Source organism: Moraxella canis, assembly GCF_034424565.1.
GTDB lineage: Bacteria > Pseudomonadota > Gammaproteobacteria > Pseudomonadales > Moraxellaceae > Moraxella > Moraxella canis.
Window position 1 is genome coordinate 1,183,006 of record NZ_CP139961.1, and the last position, 20,537, is coordinate 1,203,542.

17 protein-coding genes are annotated in these 20,537 nt (G+C 47.8%); 11 read left to right on the plus strand and 6 right to left on the minus strand.

Features of this window, described 5'->3' with window-relative positions; translation table 11 throughout:
• Positions 1–52 precede the first annotated feature (52 nt).
• The 3 genes from U0021_RS05325 (at position 53) to lpdA (ending at position 5,772) form a co-directional block, all read left to right on the plus strand.
• Positions 53–2,899, plus strand: a complete 2,847-nt coding sequence (locus U0021_RS05325; protein WP_049238063.1) for a 2-oxoglutarate dehydrogenase E1 component — start codon at positions 53–55, stop codon at positions 2,897–2,899.
• A gap of 95 nt (positions 2,900–2,994) precedes the next feature.
• Positions 2,995–4,227: a 2-oxoglutarate dehydrogenase complex dihydrolipoyllysine-residue succinyltransferase gene (gene odhB / locus U0021_RS05330; protein ID WP_049238065.1), complete on the plus strand. Its 1,233-nt coding sequence runs from the start codon at positions 2,995–2,997 to the stop codon at positions 4,225–4,227.
• A gap of 96 nt (positions 4,228–4,323) precedes the next feature.
• Complete coding sequence (gene lpdA, locus U0021_RS05335) at positions 4,324–5,772, plus strand: dihydrolipoyl dehydrogenase (RefSeq protein ID WP_078255885.1); 1,449 nt, start codon at positions 4,324–4,326, stop codon at positions 5,770–5,772.
• Between the two features lie 44 nt (positions 5,773–5,816).
• Here lpdA and U0021_RS05340 read toward each other — a convergent pair whose 3' ends face one another.
• The 3 genes from U0021_RS05340 to U0021_RS05350 all read right to left on the minus strand — a co-directional run bounded on the left by U0021_RS05340 (position 5,817) and on the right by U0021_RS05350 (position 8,945).
• A complete protein-coding gene (locus U0021_RS05340) occupies positions 5,817–6,461 on the minus strand; it encodes a hypothetical protein (RefSeq protein WP_114800350.1) in 645 nt (214 codons plus the stop codon).
• A gap of 121 nt (positions 6,462–6,582) precedes the next feature.
• The gene (locus tag U0021_RS05345; protein WP_078255884.1) at positions 6,583–6,816 is read right to left on the minus strand and encodes a YheV family putative metal-binding protein; all 234 of its coding nucleotides are present in this window, start codon (positions 6,814–6,816) and stop codon (positions 6,583–6,585) included.
• Between the two features lie 2 nt (positions 6,817–6,818).
• Positions 6,819–8,945, minus strand: coding sequence for a M3 family metallopeptidase (locus tag U0021_RS05350; protein ID WP_114800351.1), 2,127 nt, complete (start codon positions 8,943–8,945; stop codon positions 6,819–6,821).
• A 152-nt stretch (positions 8,946–9,097) separates the two neighbouring features.
• Between U0021_RS05350 and U0021_RS05355 the strand changes: the two genes are divergently transcribed.
• From U0021_RS05355 to clpX, 5 genes are all read left to right on the plus strand, one after another.
• Positions 9,098–9,850, plus strand: coding sequence for an endonuclease/exonuclease/phosphatase family protein (locus tag U0021_RS05355; protein ID WP_114800352.1), 753 nt, complete (start codon positions 9,098–9,100; stop codon positions 9,848–9,850).
• Positions 9,851–9,890: 40 nt separating this feature from the next.
• The gene (gene rdgB, locus U0021_RS05360) at positions 9,891–10,493 is read left to right on the plus strand and encodes an RdgB/HAM1 family non-canonical purine NTP pyrophosphatase (protein ID WP_114800353.1); all 603 of its coding nucleotides are present in this window, start codon (positions 9,891–9,893) and stop codon (positions 10,491–10,493) included.
• A gap of 192 nt (positions 10,494–10,685) precedes the next feature.
• Complete coding sequence (gene tig, locus U0021_RS05365) at positions 10,686–12,020, plus strand: trigger factor (protein WP_049238073.1); 1,335 nt, start codon at positions 10,686–10,688, stop codon at positions 12,018–12,020.
• 88 nt (positions 12,021–12,108) lie between these two features.
• Positions 12,109–12,762, plus strand: a complete 654-nt coding sequence (gene clpP / locus U0021_RS05370; RefSeq protein WP_049238075.1) for an ATP-dependent Clp endopeptidase proteolytic subunit ClpP — start codon at positions 12,109–12,111, stop codon at positions 12,760–12,762.
• A 9-nt stretch (positions 12,763–12,771) separates the two neighbouring features.
• A complete protein-coding gene (clpX, locus tag U0021_RS05375) occupies positions 12,772–14,073 on the plus strand; it encodes an ATP-dependent protease ATP-binding subunit ClpX (RefSeq protein WP_114800354.1) in 1,302 nt (433 codons plus the stop codon).
• Between the two features lie 21 nt (positions 14,074–14,094).
• On the opposite strand, the gene U0021_RS05380 is transcribed toward clpX, so the two are convergent.
• The 3 genes from U0021_RS05380 to U0021_RS05390 all read right to left on the minus strand — a co-directional run bounded on the left by U0021_RS05380 (position 14,095) and on the right by U0021_RS05390 (position 16,314).
• On the minus strand, positions 14,095–14,652 hold the full coding sequence (locus tag U0021_RS05380) for an acyl-CoA thioesterase (protein WP_114800355.1): 558 nt from the start codon (positions 14,650–14,652) through the stop codon (positions 14,095–14,097).
• A 65-nt stretch (positions 14,653–14,717) separates the two neighbouring features.
• Entirely contained in the window at positions 14,718–15,167 is a 450-nt protein-coding gene (locus U0021_RS05385; protein WP_114800356.1) for a surface-adhesin E family protein, read from the minus strand.
• Between the two features lie 25 nt (positions 15,168–15,192).
• Complete coding sequence (locus U0021_RS05390) at positions 15,193–16,314, minus strand: J domain-containing protein (RefSeq protein WP_114800357.1); 1,122 nt, start codon at positions 16,312–16,314, stop codon at positions 15,193–15,195.
• Positions 16,315–16,590: 276 nt separating this feature from the next.
• Between U0021_RS05390 and fadB the strand changes: the two genes are divergently transcribed.
• The 3 genes from fadB to U0021_RS05405 all read left to right on the plus strand — a co-directional run bounded on the left by fadB (position 16,591) and on the right by U0021_RS05405 (position 20,507).
• Positions 16,591–18,744 carry a fatty acid oxidation complex subunit alpha FadB gene (fadB, locus tag U0021_RS05395; protein ID WP_114800358.1) on the plus strand — a complete coding sequence of 718 codons (2,154 nt, stop codon included), beginning with the start codon at positions 16,591–16,593 and terminating at the stop codon, positions 18,742–18,744.
• 28 nt (positions 18,745–18,772) lie between these two features.
• Positions 18,773–19,945 carry an acetyl-CoA C-acyltransferase FadA gene (fadA, locus tag U0021_RS05400; RefSeq protein ID WP_078255874.1) on the plus strand — a complete coding sequence of 391 codons (1,173 nt, stop codon included), beginning with the start codon at positions 18,773–18,775 and terminating at the stop codon, positions 19,943–19,945.
• A gap of 100 nt (positions 19,946–20,045) precedes the next feature.
• The gene (locus tag U0021_RS05405) at positions 20,046–20,507 is read left to right on the plus strand and encodes a hypothetical protein (protein WP_114800359.1); all 462 of its coding nucleotides are present in this window, start codon (positions 20,046–20,048) and stop codon (positions 20,505–20,507) included.
• Positions 20,508–20,537: the final 30 nt, after the last annotated feature.

Below are 20,537 nucleotides of genomic sequence, written 5' to 3' on the forward strand. Positions count from 1 at the left end.
TAATCGACGACATGGCAGACCCAACTTTTACTAATAAAATGGCGAAAGACGAATGACAAACAGTAAAGATACGGTGGCTTTTTCAAACACCGAGTTGGCAGCAGACAGTGCAGCCTATGTCGAAGCGCTGTATGAACAATATATGGCAGACAGCCAAAGCGTGAGCGAGGAGTGGCAAAAGTACTTTGAAACTTATCGCCAAGACACTGATGCGCCGCACAATGCGATCAAAGAGCAGTTTTTATTGTTGGCGCGCAATCAGGCAGCTGCGGGCCAAGCAGGTCCATCAAGCGATTGCAACCCGAAACAAATGGCAGTTCAAGCCTTGATTTCTGCCTATCGCCGCCGCGGTCACCGTAAGGCGAATCTTGATCCCTTGGGACTGCATCCACGTCCAGAAGTTGAAGATTTGACTTTGGAATTCCACGGACTTTCGGAGTCAGATTTAGACACCGTATTTCCAACCAATGATCTAGCAATCGGTAAATCTGAAGCAAAGCTTCGTGAAATCATCGAGATCTTAGAGCGCGTCTATTGTCAAAGTATCGGCTATGAATACATGCACGTATTTAAAGCGGCTGAAAAGCGTTGGATCGAAAATTATATCGAATCAAATCACGGTCACATCAAATTTAGCAAAGACAAAAAATTAGAAATCTTAGAGCGTCTGACAGCTGCTGAAGGTTTAGAAAAATACTTAGCGCGTAAGTACACAGGCGTTAAGCGATTCGGTCTAGAAGGCGGCGAAAGCTTCATTCCTGCGGTTCATGAAATCGTACAGCGCGCGGGCGGTCAAGGCTCAAAAGAAGTCGTTATCGGCATGGCGCACCGCGGACGCTTGAACCTATTGGTGAACATTTTGGGCAAAAACCCAGGTGATTTGTTTGATGAGTTTGATGGCAAGGTTCAGCCTGTCAATGGCTCAGGGGACGTCAAATATCACAACGGCTTTTCTTCAAACGTGATGACACCAGGCGGTGAGATGCACTTGGCATTGGCATTTAACCCGTCGCATCTTGAGATCGTCTCTCCAGTACTTCAAGGTTCGGTGCGCGCACGTCAAGCACGCCGTTCTGAAAAATACGGCTTAGAAATTGATAACAGCACTGTGCTACCTCTAGTGGTGCATGGAGATGCTGCACTGGCAGGTCAAGGTGTGAACCAAGAGACTTTCCAGATGTCTCAAACACGCGCCTATAAGACTGGTGGCACGGTTCATATTGTCATCAATAACCAAGTCGGCTTTACCACTTCTCGTATTGAAGATGCGCGCTCGACAGAATATTGTACTGATGTCGCCAAGATGGTTCATGCGCCAATTTTGCACGTCAATGGCGACGATCCTGAAGCGGTAGTATTTGCTTCTCAATTGGCTGTTGATTATCGCCGTGAATTTGGCAAAGATGTCATGCTTGATATTTTCTGCTATCGCCGTAATGGTCATAACGAATCTGATGAGCCATCTGCCACACAGCCACTAATGTATGCGGTTATCAAAAAACTACCGACCACACGTACTCAATATGTCGAGCAGTTGGTTCAAGAAGGCATCATCACCCATGAGCAGGGCGCTCAGTTTGAAGATGATTACCGTGAATCACTTGATCGTGGCGAGTTTGTTGCCGGCGGTTTGGTCAGTGAGCCGAATACTGAGCTGTTCGTTGATTGGAAGCCTTATTTGGGTCACGATCTAGAAGACGACTGGGAAACGGGTGTCGATATCGAAAAGCTCAAATCCTATGGTCGTGCGATGGCAAAAATCCCTGAAGGATTTACTCTACAGCGTCAAGTGGCGAAAGTTGTTGAGCAGCGTTTGGCGATGCAGACTGGCGAAGAGCCGCTGAACTGGGGTGCTGCTGAGACTTTGGCTTATGCCAGTCTCGCCGCTGAAGGCTCATTGGTGCGTATCACTGGTGAGGACGTAGGGCGTGGTACATTCTCGCATCGTCATTCTGAGCTATATAACATGAATGATGGCAGCATGTATATCCCCTTGCAGCACATCACCGAAGACCAAGCTCGCTTTGCTACTTATAACTCACTGCTATCAGAAGAAGCCGTACTTGCCTTTGAATATGGCTATGCCACCACCGTACCGAATGCACTGATCATTTGGGAAGCGCAGTTTGGCGACTTCGTGAACGGTGCGCAGGTGGTGATCGATCAGTTTATTTCATCTGGCGAAACCAAATGGCAGCGTGTCTGTGGTTTGACGATGTTATTGCCACATGGGTTTGAGGGTCAAGGTCCTGAGCACTCATCAGCACGTTTAGAGCGTTTCTTACAGCTGTGTGCTGAAGATAATATGCAAGTGATCACACCAACGACACCTGCCCAAATCTTCCATGCGCTGCGCCGTCAGGTCGTACGCCCAATCCGTAAGCCATTGATCGTGATGTCGCCTAAGAGCTTGCTCAGACATCCGCTTGCGACTTCTAATTTAGAAGAATTGGCATCAGGCAAATTTGAAACTGTCTTGCCTGAGATTGACTCAATTAACAATGAGAAAGTCACTCGCTTGGTGCTTTGTGGTGGTAAAGTATATTATGATCTGCTTGATCAGCGTCGCAAACTGGGTCAAGAGCACATTGCCATCGTTCGTATTGAACAGCTGTATCCGCTGCCTGAAGAGCGTATTTTGGCTGAGATTGATAAGTATCCAAACCTAGAAGAAATCATGTGGGCGCAAGAAGAGCCGCTGAATCAAGGTGCTTGGTATTACTTGGCGCCTGAGCTGTTCCGCATGGTGGTACCTGCACCGACGAAGGCAAAAATCATTCCACCTTCGGCGCGTCCTGCCGCCGCTGCACCTGCGACAGGCTCACCAAAACTGCACGCCGAACAACAAAAAGCTTTAATTGCTGAAGCATTGGGCGTGACAGTTGAAGCCTTGAAGTAATATTCATTAGCCAAAGTGCTGCGCGCGTTTTGGCTAATACCATTTCGTATTTTAAAATAACACATTTTTGATTTATAAACTTGAAGGAGTTTATTATGGCTGAAATTAAAGCCCCCGTATTTCCAGAATCAGTCCAAGATGGCACGATCGTTGAATGGCATGTTGCTGAAGGTGAAGCCGTTAGCCGTGACCAACTTTTGGCTGAAGTTGAAACTGACAAAGTGGTTCTTGAAATCGTAGCGCCAGATGATGGCGTGATTACCAGCATTGTTAAGAATGTTGATGATACCGTATTGTCGGCGGAAGTGGTTGCGATTTTTGAGGCAGGTGCAGCTGCGCCAGCAGGCGAAGCGCATGTGGCAAGTGAAGATAATGCTGATGGCAATACCACTGTCGATCCAGCATCAGTAGCAGCACCAGTGCAGCCAAAAGATGAGTCAGCAGCATCAGCATCAGAAGCTGAATATAAAGATCAAAGCCCAGCAGTTCGCAAAGCTGCTAAAGAAACAGGTGTCAACCCTGCCGACGTGCAAGGTTCAGGTCGTGGTGGCCGTGTGACCAAGTCTGACATGGTCAATCCAACCTTAAAATCTGATAATGGTCAAGTTATCGCCACAGCTGTTGGGCAGCGCATCGAAAAACGCGAGCCAATGACTCGTCTGCGTAAGCGTATCGCTGAGCGTCTTTTGTCAGCCACTCAAGAAACTGCCATGTTAACAACGTTTAACGAAGTTAATATGAAGCCTTTGATGGACTTGCGTGCTAAGTACAAAGATCGTTTTGAAAAACGTCATGGCGTAAAACTTGGCTTCATGTCATTATTTGTTAAAGCAGCTACCGAAGCCTTGAAACGCTTCCCAGCAGTGAACGCATCGATTGATGGCAGCGACATCATTTATCATGGTTATTATGATGTGGGTGTGGCAGTATCATCAGATCGTGGCTTGGTTGTTCCAGTGCTGCGTGATACGGACCGTATGAGCATGGCAGATGTTGAAGCTGGCATCCGTGATTATGCGACCAAAGCTCGCGAAGGTAAGCTGAGCATCGAAGAGATGACAGGCGGCACATTTACCATCACTAATGGTGGCGTATTCGGCTCATTGCTTTCAACGCCGATCATTAACCCACCACAAACAGCTATCTTAGGTATGCACGCAATCAATGAGCGCCCAATGGCAGTTGATGGCGAAGTGGTTATCCTACCGATGATGTATGTGGCGCTGTCTTATGACCACCGCTTGATCGATGGTAAAGAAGCGGTTCAATTCCTAGTGACAATTAAGGAATTGATCGAAGATCCAGCAATGCTACTACTTGACCTATAAGGTTTCATAAATGGTTTTTGCAAAGGATTGTTGGATGAGCTCTGACAATTCTTTGCGCGTTTTTAAAATTTAGAAATTTAGAAAAAAGAGAAGATGATGAAAAATTCGTATGATTTGGTTGTAATTGGCGGTGGTCCAGGTGGCTATGAAGCAGCAATTCGCGGCGCTCAATTGGGGTTTAGCGTTGCCTGTATCGAAAAGCGTGTGCACAAAGGTGAGCCTGCGCTTGGCGGTACTTGTTTGAACGTTGGTTGTATCCCATCAAAGGCATTGCTTGACAGCTCGCATCGCTACGAAGCTACTAAGCATGAATTGGCTGATCATGGTATTACTACAGGTGAAGTGGATATCGACATCGCCAAAATGCTTGAGCGTAAAGACAGCATTGTCAAAGGTCTGACCCAAGGCGTGGCAGGTCTTTTGAAGGGTAACGGTGTGGATTGGCTACAAGGCTTAGGCACATTGGTTGATGGTAAAGGCGCCGAAAAGCAAGTCAAATTCACACCGCTTGAAGGTGATGAAGCCACCATTACTGCCAAATATGTCATCCTAGCGGCAGGCTCTGTGCCTATCGAAATCCCTGTTGCCAAGACTGATGGCGAATACATCGTCGATTCAACAGGCGCACTAGAATTCAGCGAAGTGCCAAAGCGTCTGGGCGTGATCGGCGCTGGTGTGATCGGTCTTGAGCTTGGTTCGGTATGGCGTCGATTGGGTGCAGAAGTTGTCGTTTATGAAGCCTTGCCAGAGTTCTTGGCAGCAGCTGATAAAGACATCTCAAAAGAAGCAGCCAAACTGCTTAAAAAACAAGGCTTAGATATCCGTGTAGATACCAAAGTGACCAATGCCGAAGTGGTCAATGGTGAAGTGGTAGTGACTACTGATGTCAAAGGCGAAACCCAAACAGATACCTTTGATAAGTTGATCGTTTGTGTGGGTCGCCGTGCTTATAGCGAAAAATTGTTGGCAGAAGGATGTGGTATTGAGCTGACTGAGCGTGGCTTGGTAGCGGTCGATGATCAATGCAAAACCAATCTAGACGGCGTGTATGCCATCGGCGACTTAGTGCGTGGTCCTATGCTTGCTCATAAAGCCATGGAAGAAGGCATGATGGCTGTTGAGCGTATTCATGGCGAAAAAGCTCAAGTCAATTATGACACCATCATCAGTGTTATCTATACTCATCCAGAGATTGCATGGGTGGGTCTGACTGAGCAGGCAGCCACCGAGCAAGGTTATGAGGTGAAAACTGGTTCGTTCAGCCTGTCAGCCAATGGTCGTGCGCTAGCGCAGGGCGAAGGCGTGGGTCTGATCAAGGTAGTGGCTGATGCCAAGACTGATCGCTTGCTTGGTATGCACGCAGTCTGTGTTGGTGCAGGCGACATCGTCCACCAAGGCATGATCGCGATGGAATTTGTTTCGAGTATCGAAGATCTGCAGCTGATGACATTTGCACACCCAACCGTGTCTGAAGCGGTTCATGAAGCGGCATTGTCTGCTGATGGTCGTGCGATCCATGCGATTCAGCGTAAGAAGCGTAAGTAATTATGATCAATAAAAAACCGAGCTATGTGGCTCGGTTTTTTAGTTTAGAAATTTTTGGCTTCTGTCTGGCTTTGGTGAGTGTTTTCGAGTTGTTGCGCCTCTTGACGCATTCTACCAAATTCCTTTGTATAATATTCAACATAAACATTAAAATTACCCATGTGCGGCGATTCCACAACAATAATTTCATTATTAGGTGTCTGAAATTCGGTTTTTCGATCGCCAACAAAAGGATCGATTGTGCGAATAATTTTGTAGTTATTCTTCTTAATATAAGAAACAATTTTATTGTAAGTTGTGTGATTTAAATGATCAGCTTCATGAATTTGCATAAATACATAGACCAATTTTTGATCGCTATCAAAGCCAAATTGTGTATGGCTTAACCCTTCTAATTCAAAACCAGATCCGTCATTTTCTAAGATATACCCGTCAGCATAAGAGTGATGATGTTCATTAAATTGGTAGTTTGGAAGACGTTTCTTAACGGATTCAAAAGTTGAATCTTGCATTTTAAAGCCAAGCACATTTGTACCAACCATTTTTGGATCATCTTCCGGGTCTAGCGAATTGAAATTTTGTTTGTTATAAGAAATATTTGATGATCCAGAAATTGCGTTAGGGTCACTATTGGTTTTGGCGGCGCTTGTATCAGTGCAAGCGATGGTTAACAGTGATAAAAAACCCAATGATTGATACTTTGCTTAGCATAACAGCCTCCTTTCTATGCTATGACTATTAACTTATTAAACATCCAAAATTGATTAAACATCCCAGTTTTTAAGGCTGGGATGTTTTTAGGGTTGAAAACTATTTAAACTTCACCACGCCCACACCATCGGCTTTGGCATTTTGAGCTTGGATGATGGCGGTCTCATCAGGCGTGGGGCGGCGCTCATGGTGCCCACACTCGATGCATTCGATGTACTCATCATAGTCAGGCTCAAATACTTGGATTTGGACGATGACATCCATTGTTTTACAAGCTGGGCAGGCTACCCCAGCCAAAAATTGCCGCTTTGGGCGATTGGATTGATAACGCATGATCAGCTTCCTTGGCTTATCAGACCGCGATGGCGCAGCAGCGCATCTTGAGTAGCCTTACGGCCGCGGAATGCCACATAATTATCTTGAGCGTCGCGAGCGCTGCCTCGTGCCAAAATCTCATCGCGAAACGCCCGACCTGTGGTGGGATTAAACACCCCGTCTTCTTCAAATTTGCCAAAAGCATCTGCCGAGAGCACTTCCGCCCAAATATAAGAATAATACCCCGACGCATAACCCCCAGCAAAGATATGGCTAAAGCCATTGGCAAAGCGCTGATATTCAGGCGGTATAACCACAGCGACCTCATCGCGCACTGTGTCTGCTACCGATAAGATGTCAGGATAAGTTATTTGTCCAAAATTTAACATCTTGGCGGTGTGTAGTCTAAGATCAAATAGACCAAACTCCATTTGGCGCAGCGTTTGCAGACCGGTTTGAAAATTTTTGGCGGCGATGAGCGCTTCTTTTTTATCGCTTGGCAAGGGCTCGCCCGTATCCACATGACGGCTGATTAAGCGCAGACCCTCATCGGTGATGGCAAAGTTTTCCATAAACTGACTGGGCAGCTCCACTGCGTCCCACTCCACACCGCTGATGCCAGCGACATCGGCGACATCCACCGTCGTCAGCAGGTGATGCAGGGCATGACCAAACTCATGAAACAAAGTATTGGCTTCATCAAAAGATAACAGGCTTGGCTTATCATTCATCGGCGGCGCAAAATTGCCCACAATAAATCCAACAGGCAGGCGCATCTCATCGCCTTTGACTTGGCGCTTTTGAAAATCGTCCAGCCATGCACCGCCTTGCTTGCCAGCTCTGGCAAACAAATCAAGATACAGACCGCCCAACAGCTCACCGCTGTCTGCATCGTGGATCAGACAAAACAGCACATCTGGATGCCAAGCTGAATAGCTGCTTGGCTTGGCGATTGATAGGTTAATGCCAAATAATCTGCGGCAAATCTCAAACAAGCCTTCTAGCACGACCGGCAGTGGAAAATAAGGGCGAAGCTCATCGGTGGTCAGACTGAATTTGGCTTGACGAATTTTTTCGCTGACATAAGCCACATCCCAAGGCTTAAGCTCATCTAGACCCAAGCTTTGGGCGTATTCTTTGAGCTCTTGGTACTCGGCATGAGCTTGCGGCTTGGCAGCTTGGCTTAATGCCAACAAAAACTGCTCAACCTCATCGCTGTCATGAGCCATCTTGGTGGCAAGTGACAGCTCGCTATAATCTTGCATGCCAAGCAGCTTGGCTTTTTGAGTGCGCAGATTGATGATATCCACCATGATTTGCGCGTTGTCAAATTCGGTGGTATCTGGGCTTTGGTCGGAGGCGCGCGTATTATAAGCATGATACAGCGCCTCACGCAGCGCTCGGTCATCAGCAAACTGCATCACCGCCAGATACATCGGGAGGTCTAGTGTCGCCACATAGTCCGTCTCAAGCTTAGCATCTGGATGGGCGGCGCGGTAAGTCTGCGCTGCCGATTTTAGTAGCGCCAAGCCATTGTCGCTGATGCCTGACAGCTCATCTGCGCGTAGCGGTCTGACAAAATGACGCGTCGCATCCATGATATTGTCAGCAAACTTTGCCGAAGCCAAAGACAGCTTGCTTTGGATATCGGCAAACTCGGCTTTTTTGTCCGCTTCTAGAGCCACGCCTGACAGACGAAAACTGCGTAAGGCTTTTTCGATGGCGCGCTTTTGGGCGATGCTTTGATGCGCTTTGGGCAGCTGATCAAAATTCTGCTCGACCAGCTGATACAGCGAAAATAACTGAACCGATTGTCCAAGGCGCGTCCCAAAAGCAGACAGCTTTGGCAAAATGTGATGATGCGCTTGTCGGATCTCATCAGTACTTGTCACACTGTTTAGATGTGATAATACGCCAAAATACCGCTCAACTTGTTCGCCCAAGTCATGAAATTCTTGGATAATTTCAAATGCCTTGGTCGCATCGCTCACCGCCTGCATTGTCTCAATCTCATCAAGGCGCTTAGTAGCAGCCTCCAAAGCTTGCTCGGTCAGCTGTTCAAGCTTATCAGGCGTGGCTTGATCAAAATCCACCAAGTGCAGACGCGGATCAAGCACAGTGTCGCGTAAAAGAAGATCGGTTGGCATGATAGTTTCCCTTAAAGTGTGAATTTATTGATAAAAATATAAGATATAAATGTGTACGGTTTTGGGTTTTGCAAGCGTATTTCATCAATCAATCCTCACCAATGAGCCATGATCGTGCTACAATATCGCTCAAAGTCAGTCAATGAAATTGCATGAAAACCATTACCATCACCAGTTATAACATCCATAAAGGCATGTCGCCGACCAACCGTTTGGTGCGATTGATGGGCATGAAAGATGCCCTATCAAAAATCGATCCTGATATCTTATGCCTACAAGAAGTCCAAGGGCAAAATCTCAAACGCGCGCTTAATTTTGCTGAATTTCCTGATGGCGGTCAGCATGAGTGGTTTGGCGAGTTTTTGGGCGTATCGGCAAGCTATGGCAAAAATGCCGAATACGAGCACGGACATCATGGCAATGCGGTCTTATCGCGCCATCCGCTTGATCCTAAGCATAATTTGAACATCACCGTCAATCGCCTAGAAAAACGCGGCGTGCTACATTGCGAGGTGCATCCTGAAGGGTGGGAGCGCCCTTTGGTGGTGCTGTGCTGTCATCTGAATCTGCTACACCGAGATCGCCTCAAGCAATATCAAGCCATTCGTGACTATATTACCACCTTGGCTGATCATGTGCCGCTGATTTTGGCAGGGGATTTTAATGATTGGTCAAAAAAATCTTGCCAAGCGTTATCATCACTGGGGCTAAGCGAGGTGTTTTTGCGGTCGCATGGAGAGTATCCTGCCACTTTTCCTGCCAAAATGCCTGTGCTGAGCCTAGATCGCATTTATGTGCGTGGGCTTGAAGTGCATAATGCGATGGTGCATGGCGGCGTGCCTTGGTCAAATTTATCCGACCATTTGCCGATCAGTGCTGTGGTCTCATTGAGCAATGAATCATAAGCTTGGATGACATCTTAATCACTTAATCTAGGAATATCAGATGAAACAGTGGGTATTAGCCAGTAATAATCAGGGTAAATTGGCAGAATTTCAGGCGTTATTTGATGACGCTGACTTGGGCGTTGAGATCATCACCCAAGGCAGTTTGGGTATCGGGGATGCCATTGAAAATGGGGCAAGTTTTATCGAAAATGCCATTATCAAAGCACGCCATGCTGCCAAAGAAAGCGGGCTGCCAGCTGTGGCGGATGATTCGGGGCTTTGTGTGCCTGTGCTTGGTAATGCCCCTGGAATTCTCTCGGCGCGCTACGCTGGGCGACATGGCGATGATGCCGCCAATAACGCTAAGCTGCTTGACGCTCTAAAGGTGCATCGCGGTGATGCGCCCATCCAAGCGTTTTTTGTGTGCGTACTTGCATATGTGCGACATGGCGATGATCCGATGCCACTCATTGCGATTGGCAAATGGCATGGCGAGATACTCAACAAGCCTGTGGGCGAGCATGGTTTTGGCTATGATCCTTTGTTTTATATTCCTAATCTTCAAAAATCATCTGCCGAGCTTCAAAAAGCCGAAAAAAATGCCATCAGCCACCGAGCGCAGGCTCTCAAAGAGTTATTGGCTCAGCTAAGAGCAGAATAGCTGGCTTGATTTTGGGGCTTTACTAAGGCTAATAGTTGTATTTTTCACAATGATTGGCTATACTGTATTGCTTTTAATATATTTATGTGGTTATAATTAAATATTCTTTAATTGGAATATTAGTATATTTTCACAACTAGATTTTGGTCTTTTGACCGACTGTTTTTATTTTTAAACGAATTAAGGTGAGTTATGAGTGATTTACAAGTATCTGTGAATGTGGTTTCTGATAAAGAAACGCAGCTGACTGTCAAAGTACCAGTGGGCAACATTCAAAGCAAAGTTGAAAGCCGCATCCGCAGCGTGGCTAAGACAGCTAAAATTGATGGTTTCCGTAAAGGTAAGGTGCCAGTATCACACATCCGCTCACAGTATGGCGCAGGCATTCAGCAAGAAGTGATTAACGATGTCATTCGTGATACCGTATTTGAAGCGCTTGGCAACGAAAAAATCCGCGTCGTTGGCGTGCCAAACATTGACGATGTGAAGCTTGAAGATGATTTTTTGGTGTATCAAGCCACTGTTGAGACTTTCCCAGAAGTAGAAGTTCAAGGCTTGGGCGAAATCGAAGTTGAGCGTCAAGTTGCTAGCGTCTCTGACGAAGATGTAGATGCGATGATTGATAATCTACAAAAGCAGCGCCAAACTTTTGAAACCAAAGAAGGCGAGCTAGAAGAAGGCGATCAAGCGACTTTTGATTTTGAAGGTTCGATTGATGGTGAGAAATTCGAAGGCGGCAGCGCAGAGAACTACACTTTGGTGATCGGTTCAGGTCGCATGATCCCAGGCTTTGAAGATGGCATGAAAGGCATGAAAGCCGGTGAAGAAAAAACCATCACCGTCACTTTCCCAGAAGATTATCAAGCAGAGCATTTGGCGGGTAAAGAAGCACAGTTTGTGATCACTGTCAAAGAAGTCAAAGCAGCGACTTTGCCTGAATTGAATGAAGAATTTTTTGAGCTGTTTGGTGTGACCGAAGGCGGGCTAGATAAGCTAAAAGCGGATGTCCGCAAAAACATGGAGCGCGAAGTTAAGCACGCTGGTCGCAATCAAGTTAAGCAAGCTGCGTTTGATGCACTGCTTGAAAAAAATGAATTTGATGTGCCAAAAGCCATGCTAGATCAAGAAATTGACCGTCAGCGTCAGCTGATGCTCAATCGCTTTGCGCAGCAATTCGGCGCAAATCCTGCGACTTTTGATTCAAATATGCTGCCAAATGAGCTGTTTGAAGATCAAGCATTGCGCGCGGTGCGTCTGGGCGTTTTGGTAAGCCAAATCATCGATGCCCAAAAACTTGAAGTCGATCAAGAGCGTGTGACCGCCTTTATCGCAGAAGCTGCCGAAAACTATGAAGATCCAGAAGAAGTGATCGAATACTACACCAACGATCAAGCACAGCGTGCTCAAGTGGAATCTGTGGTGTTAGAAGATCAAGTGGTTGATTATCTGCTAAGCCAAGCTAAGGTAAGCGACAAAGAAGTCAAATATCAAGAGCTATTAGCGGCAGCCCAGCAGCAAGCCATCTAATCTTGCCAGTTGGATTGATTGATGATTTTACAAATGCCCCAGGCTTATGCGTGGGGTTTTTGTTCTAAAAATAAACCTTGGAATGATGATGAACATGAAACAAAATCCTTATTACGATCAGCTTGCTGATGCTTTTTATGCGCCGCAAAATGCGCTAGTACCGATGGTGATTGAGCAGTCGGGTCGCGGTGAGCGCTCGTTTGATATTTTCTCGCGTCTTTTGCGTGAGCGGGTGATTTTCTTGACAGGACAAGTCGAAGATAATATGGCGAATTTGATCGTCGCTCAGCTGTTGTTTTTGGAGGCGGATAACCCTGAAAAAGACATTCATCTGTACATCAACTCACCAGGCGGCGTCGTGACGGCAGGCATGGCGATCTATGATACGATGAACTTTATCAAACCTGATGTCTCCACAATCTGCATGGGTCAGGCGGCATCGATGGGCTCGTTTTTATTATCAGCGGGCGAAAAAGGCAAACGCTATGCGCTGGCAAACTCGCGCGTGATGATCCATCAGCCTTTGGGTGGGTTTCGTGGTCAGGCGTCAGATATCGAGATCCACGCTCGCGAAATCATTGAACTCAAAGCCAAACTAAACCGCCTGCTGGCAGAACACACCGGTCAGCCGATCGAAAAACTTGAGCGCGATACCGATCGTGATAATTTCATGAGCGCCGAACAAGCGCGCGAATACGGCTTGGTGGATGTGGTGCTTGATAAGCGTCCAAAAACTCTATAAGGGGCTATTATGACAACCAAAGAGATACCAAGCTGCTCATTCTGTGGTAAGAAAAAAACCGAAGTTAAAAAACTCATCGCTGGCAATGACGCCAATATTTGCAATGAGTGTATCGAGGTGTGCGGTGATTTGTTGGGTGATTTGACCCAAAAACCCAAATCACGCAGAGCCACAACTGTCACGACCGACAAAACCGCCGATAGCGCTCAGCCAAGCATGAGTCATGATCAAGCAGATGAGTGGCAAAACAAAGCGCTGCCCAAGCCAAAAGAGCTGCGCGCTCACTTAGATGACTATGTGATCGGGCAAGATGCTGCCAAAAAGGCGCTGTCTGTGGCAGTGTATAACCACTATAAGCGCCTAAAAGTTGCGGCAGATCAGCCTGATGCTGATGGCGTTGAGCTGTCAAAGTCAAATATCTTGCTCATCGGACCGACAGGCTCAGGTAAGACACTGCTGGCGCAGACGCTTGCCAAGATGCTGGATGTGCCATTTGCGATGGCGGATGCCACTACGCTGACCGAAGCAGGCTATGTGGGCGAAGATGTCGAAAATATCGTACAAAAGCTACTACAAGCCTCGGATTATGATGTCCAAAAAGCCGAAAAAGGCATCATTTATATTGATGAGATTGATAAAATTTCTCGCAAAAGCGAAAACCCATCAATCACGCGCGATGTCTCGGGCGAAGGCGTACAGCAAGCCCTGCTCAAGCTCATCGAAGGCACTGTGGCAAATATTCCACCCCAAGGCGGTCGCAAGCACCCACGCCAAGAGATGATTCAGGTGGATACCAGTAATATCCTGATGATCGTGGGCGGTGCATTCGCTGGGCTTGATAAAGTGATCCGCCAGCGCACCGAAAAGACAGGCATCGGCTTTAATGCTGATGTCAAAGCCCAGGATGAATCGAGCATCACTGAGCTGTTTCGTGAAGTTGAAGCCGAAGATTTGATTAAATTTGGTCTGATTCCTGAGCTGATCGGTCGTCTGCCAGTGATTGCAAGTCTAGAAGAGCTGGATGAAGCGGCGCTGGTGCAGATTTTGACTGAGCCCAAAAATGCGCTGGTCAAGCAGTATCAGTATTTATTTGAGATGGAAGGTGTTCAGCTGACTTTTGAGCCTGAAGCACTCACCGCCATCGCCAAGCGCGCCCAAGAGCGTAAGACAGGCGCGCGTGGTCTGCGCTCCATTATCGAAAATGTGCTGATGGATACCATGTATGAGCTGCCTAGCATGACAGATGTCAAAGAAGTCATCGTCACCAAAGGCGTCATCGAAGGTGGCGAAGCACCGATCACCAAACCCTAAAACCCAACCAATCCGCTGATATCACTCAGCGGATTGTTTTTTGGGGAATTGACGTATTTTGTCGGCATCGATCCAAGCTTGCACCCACTCAGGCGGCGGCAGCTGAAAATTGGCATAACCCACCGCAGCCAGCACCTGCTCGGTGGGGATGGTCTTGCCAGTTTTGATGTTGGTGACGCCAGTACGTAGTAGGGCTTGGGAGGTGGCTTGACCTTTGACTGTCATGACTTGCTCAATATAAAACCAGCGCTCATCGACACCGATCAGGTGGGTTTGGATGCTCAGCTTTTGAAACAGGCGCACGCGCTTACGGTACTGCACGCTGCTGCCCGCCACGACCAAGCCCCATTTTTGGCGAAGTAGCTCTTTGCCAAGCCCTGTGCGGATCGCAAAATCCGTACGACCTAAGTCAAATAAGGTCAGCACGCGACCATTATTCAATTCAAGAAAATTATCGATATCATTGATATGACACGTATAGTGGATGACACTCGTCCCTGTGATGGGCAGGCGCTCACCGCGCAGCGCGCTGAGCGTGCTTTTGGTGATGGATACGCCCAAACGAATAAATGGGTACATAATTAATCCTTAATAAGATCGCTCATCTCCCCGCCCTGCCTTGGGCGGATAGATGATGCTAGATGCTAGATACTGCCAAACTTCTGTCTCGCCAGACTGCAGACGCTATCAAGCTTGTCCGCACCTACGGTATCAGGTACTATACGCTGCCAAGTGGCTGATGAAGTGGTTGAAATTGTCCAAGTCCCACTATCCACTGGCTGACCTGTGCTGGTGTAGAGGTATTCAGCATCAAGATCCCACTTTTGGTTTGAGCAGTCAAAATATTCAAAGGCTTTGATTTCTCGGTATAGCTTGTCATTAGATAGTTTTTGGGCACTTGGAAAAGTCGATTTTATCCAAGCGGTGTAGTACCGTCCACCCCCTGTAAAGCTGTGCCGCTTTAGACTGTCATAATCAACATAGATGGTCGTATTATCAGAACTTGTGGTCATATAGCGCCAGTCGGCTGCCTGAGCAGGTAAGGCGGTGAGTGCTGTCATCAGCATCAGGGCGATGGGATAGACACGGGTCATAATAACTCCTTTTAATGGCTAAAACTCAATAATACTGGCTAAGTTCAGCAGCGCGCTCGTCAAGCTCAGGCACTTCGCACAGATAGCGCGCGACAGTCTGGTCGCTACGGCTTTGATAGACGCTTTGGGCGTAAGTCTTGCAGCGGCGTTCGCGATCGGCATTCACCGCGCGCTGCTCATCGCGCAGTATTTGGCGCATCTCGTCAGGCAGGCTGTTCCAGACGGCGTTGATATTCGCCACGGCGTCATCATACAAGGCGCGCGCTTCACTTGGCGTGGTGTGGCTGACAGGATCATCGCTATCGACATAGACAGGCGTTGGGACATAGATCGGCTCGCGGACGATGGTCGGCTGACTGGCGATGCTGGCAGCATAGACGCGCAGGGTTTGGGTGCGCTCATCAAGCATGGGCACTTCGCAGTGATAGCGTGCCGCTTCGATATCTAGCGGATGGCTGTATTGGCTCGCAGCTTGGGCTTTACAGGTTTGTTCGCGTGCGTTATTGATGCTGCGCTGCTCGTCACGCAGCGAGTCTTGGGTGGTCTTGGGCAGGCTTTTCCAGACGGCATTGATGCGACCGACTGCCGCCAGATACGCAGCGTGCGCTTGATCGCGCGCGGCTTGCTGCTGTGGCGTGGCGGTAGGTGTCGGCGGGGCGATCGGCTCAATGGGGTGTAGCTCAGGCGCTTGGGTCGCCTGAGAGGGCGCCTGCTCAAGGGGCGTCACTGGCTCATCTTGATCCCCAAAAAACCCAGACGACGACACCAAAACATACGCTAAAACCGCCACCGCAATCAGCGCCGCCAGTATTCCGATCACCCATGCAGCGGCTGATGAGCCTTTGGCTTTGGACGACTGTGTGCGATAGCCAGCAGTGCCAATGGGCGGCGTGTTGGCAGGGTGAGCACCAAAAGGCGGCGGCGTGCTCTGCCCAAATTGGCGACTCATCCGCAGCCATGAGTCATACTCTGCACGCTTGATCGGATCAGACAGCACCGCATAGGCTTGGCGAATCTGTATCAGCTGCTCGGTGGCATTGGGCGCGGTTTGGTATTTTTGATTGAGTGCTTGATAAGCGGCATGAATGATTTCGATGCCTGCATTTTGGGAGATGCCCAAAATATCATAATAAGTTTGCTGTGCCATAAGAATGCTTAATCAATTAAAGAAGTGGATTATTACGCATATCTTATTAAAATAGCGAATTTTTGTAAATAATTATTATCCAGTCGCTAAATTTGAGCCAACTTAGAGAGCCAAGACCGCTTGACGCTGCAAGGCGTATCACCCAAAAATTGGTGACCCATCGGTCATATTTGATCAGTCAAATGACAGATGAAATAGCATGATCGGTGTGCTATATTAGGTGCACGGTTGCCAAAAACAAGGCAGCGCGATTGACTAACACCATAAGGGGTATTCATGATTTATCAAGGAAAAAACATTCAGGTTGAGTTTCTCGACCAAGCAGCAGGTATTGTCAAATTTCATTTTGATGCCGCAGAGGAAAGCGTAAATAAGTTTGACAAAAAGACCACCCAAGAATTTGACGAAGCGGTGGCAGCACTTGAAGGTCGCGATGATGTCAAAGGTGCGATCGTCACTTCGGGCAAATCTGTGTTCATCGCTGGGGCGGACATTACTGAATTTGCCGAATATTTCAATCGTCCTGAAAGCGAGCTTGAGACTTGGCTGCTTGATATTAATCGCATCTTTAACCGTTTTGAGGATTTGCCTTTCCCAAAAGTGGCAGCCATCAATGGCGCGGCACTTGGCGGCGGCTGTGAGATGACTTTGGTGTGTGAATACCGCGTGGCAGGCACATCTGCCCAAATCGGCTTGCCCGAAACTAAGCTTGGCATTTTCCCAGGCTTTGGTGGTTCGGTGCGTACGCCGCGCCTGATCGGTATTGACAATGCGCTAGAAGCCATCGCGACAGGTAAGGCTTATCGACCTGCTGAAGCACTGAAGCTTGGCTTGGTGGATGCGGTGGTCGCTGATGAGTCTTTGGAAGCGTCGGCGGTTGATTTGGTCAAAAAATGCTTGGCAGGCGACTTTGATTGGCAAGCCAAACGCCAAGAAAAGCAAGTACCAGTTAAGCTTAATCAGCTTGAGCAGGCGATGGCGTTTAATTCAGCCAAAGGCGTGATTTTTGCCAAAGCCAATCCAAAGCAATACCCTGCGGTGGCGATCGCTGTTGAGACGATCGAAAAGCATGTCAATCTAAACCGTGATCAAGCGATTGCACTTGAAGCCAAAGGCTTTGCAAAAGCTGCGGTGACTCCGCAAGCAGCTGCTTTGGTAGGTTTATTCTTAAATGATCAAGCGGTCAAAAAACTTGCCAAACAGCACAGCAAAAATGCACAAAACATCGAACAAGCTGCTGTGCTTGGCGCAGGCATCATGGGCGGTGGTATCGCTTATCAAGCTGCCAGCAAGGGCTTGCCGATCATCATGAAAGACATCAAGACCGAGCAGCTGGATTTGGGTATGAATGAAGCCAGCAAGCTGTTGTCTAAAGAAGTTGAGCGCGGTAAATCAACGCCAGCTAAAATGGGTCAGACACTTGGTCGCATTCGCCCAACCTTGAACTATGGCGACTTTGGCGAAACTGACATTGTCATCGAAGCGGTGGTCGAAAACCCTGCAGTCAAAGAAGCGGTCTTATCTGAAGTTGAAGGCTTGGTAAAAGAAGATGCCATCTTGGCTTCTAATACCTCAACCATTTCTATCACTCGCTTAGCCAAAGCCCTAAAACGCCCTGAAAACTTTGTGGGCATGCACTTTTTTAACCCAGTGCATCGTATGCCACTCGTTGAGGTGATCCGCGGCGAAAAAACCAGTGATGCCGCGATCGCAACGACAGTTGCGTTGGCACAAAAAATGGGTAAAACCCCTATCGTTGTCAATGACTGCCCAGGCTTTTTGGTGAACCGTGTGTTGTTCCCTTATTTTGGTGCATTTGATTTGTTGGTCAAAGACGGCGCAGACTTTGTGACTGTTGATAAGACCATGGAAAAATTTGGCTGGCCGATGGGTCCTGCGTATTTGCTGGACGTGGTGGGTATGGATACAGGCGTGCATGCTGCCAAAGTGATGGCAGAAGGCTTCCCTGACCGCATGAAGCCAGATTATAAAGGCGCAACGGAGCTGATGTTTGAAAACAACCGTTTGGGTCAAAAAAATGGCGTAGGTTTTTATAAATATGAAACCGATAAGCGCGGCAAGCCTAAGAAAACCGCCGATACCACCACTTATGAGCTGCTAAACTCAGTTCAAACTGGCGATCAGACTTTTGATGAGCAAGAGATCATCGACCGCATGATGATCGCGTTCTGTAATGAAACGGTGCGCTGCTTAGAAGATAATATCGTAGCAAGCCCTGCAGAAGCTGACATGGCGATGATCATGGGCGTAGGCTTCCCACCATTCCGTGGTGGTCCATGCCGATATATCGACCAAGTCGGCGTGAAAAACTATGTGGCATTATGCGACAAGTACGCGCACCTAGGCAAGGCATACGAAGCGCCGGCCAAACTGCGTGACATGGCTGCAAATGGCGAGACTTTCTACTAATTATTGCTCAAATTATAAAGGAAAAACAATGACAATTCTAAGTCCAAAAGATGTGGTGATCGTCGATGGCGTGCGCACGGCGATGGGTAAAACCAAAAATGGTATGTTTCGCAATGTGCGCGCGGATGATCTGTCAGCAGAGCTGATCAAGGCGTTGATTGAGCGTAATGGCATTGACCCAAGCGAGCTTGAAGATGTGATTTGGGGCTGTGTGAACCAAACGCTTGAGCAAGGCTGGAACATTGGTCGCTATGCTGCCTTGTTGGCAGGCGTGCCAAAAACTGTGGCAGCTCAAACTGTGAACCGTCTGTGTGGTTCATCCATGCAAGCTTTGCACACCGCTGCCGCTCAAATCATGACCAATCAAGGCGATATGTTCATCATCGGTGGTGTTGAGCATATGGGTCATGTTTCGATGATGCATGGCGTTGATCCAAACCCAAAAGCCTCTAAGCACTACGCCAAAGCCTCTAATATGATGGGCTTGACTGCTGAAATGCTAGGTCGCCTAAATGGCATTACTCGCGAAGAGCAAGATGTCTTTGGGGTAAATTCTCACAAAAAAGCATGGGCAGCTACCCAAGCAGGTCGTTTTGACAATGAAATTGTTGGCGTCGAAGGTCATGACGCTGAAGGCAATCTGCAGCTATGCACTGTCGATGAAGTGATTCGCCCTGATGCCAATTTAGAAGCATTCCAAGCGCTACGACCTGTGTTCGATCCTAAGAGCGGTTCGGTGACAGCAGGCACATCATCAGCGCTGTCAGATGGTGCGTCTGCAATGCTTGTGATGTCAGCCCAAAAAGCCAAAGACTTGGGTCTAAAACCACGCGCGCGCATTCGCAGCATGGCGGTGGCAGGCTGTGACGCAGCGATCATGGGCTATGGTCCTGTACCTGCTACCCAAAAAGCACTTAAGCGCGCAGGTCTAAACCTATCTGACATCCAAACCATTGAGCTTAACGAAGCATTTGCGGCGCAAGGTCTATCAGTGCTTAAGGGCTTGGATCTACTTGACAAGCAAGACATCGTCAACCATAACGGCGGCGCGATCGCACTGGGTCATCCACTTGGCTGCTCAGGCGCGCGTATCACGACCACGCTTTTGAATGTCATGGAACAGCAAGATACGCAGCTTGGGCTTGCCACCATGTGTATCGGCTTGGGTCAGGGCATCTCAACCATCATCGAGCGTGTCTAAAGCGTGATTAAGATGACGATGTGTGTGAATTGACACACAGCCACAACAAAAACCCAAGCATGACTTTGTGCTTGGGTTTTTAACTGTATTAGGATGGGTTATGAAAACACCTTTTTATTTTGCTGTCATCTTGACGGCAATCGGCATTCAAAGCAGTTTTGCTTTAGAGTCCAAATCTTATCAGCTGCCTCATGAGATTTATGATGGCTATTGGCTGATGACGCCCAAAGATCAGCCCATGGTATCGATGGTGAGCTTTCGCCGATCTGATAACGGCATGGTCATCACCCAAAAAGTTGATTTTCGCTGCTTGCCGCATGGCAGATATCAGCAGCTTGACTCAAGCATCAACACTTTGATGCCCGAAGGCGATAAGATGGCAATGACAGATCTTAAAACCAAAGAAAAATTTTCTTATCTGCAAGTTGTGAGTCTTACACCTAAGCAAAGCCTGACTTTAAGACAAAGTTTTGATGATGAGGTTTTGTCTATCGCCTTTCCTAATGGTATGCTGTTTAATTACACCCATACCCCGACCGCCTCACCCTCTTGTCAATTCTAATAAATCTAATAAAAAATACCGCCAAGATGC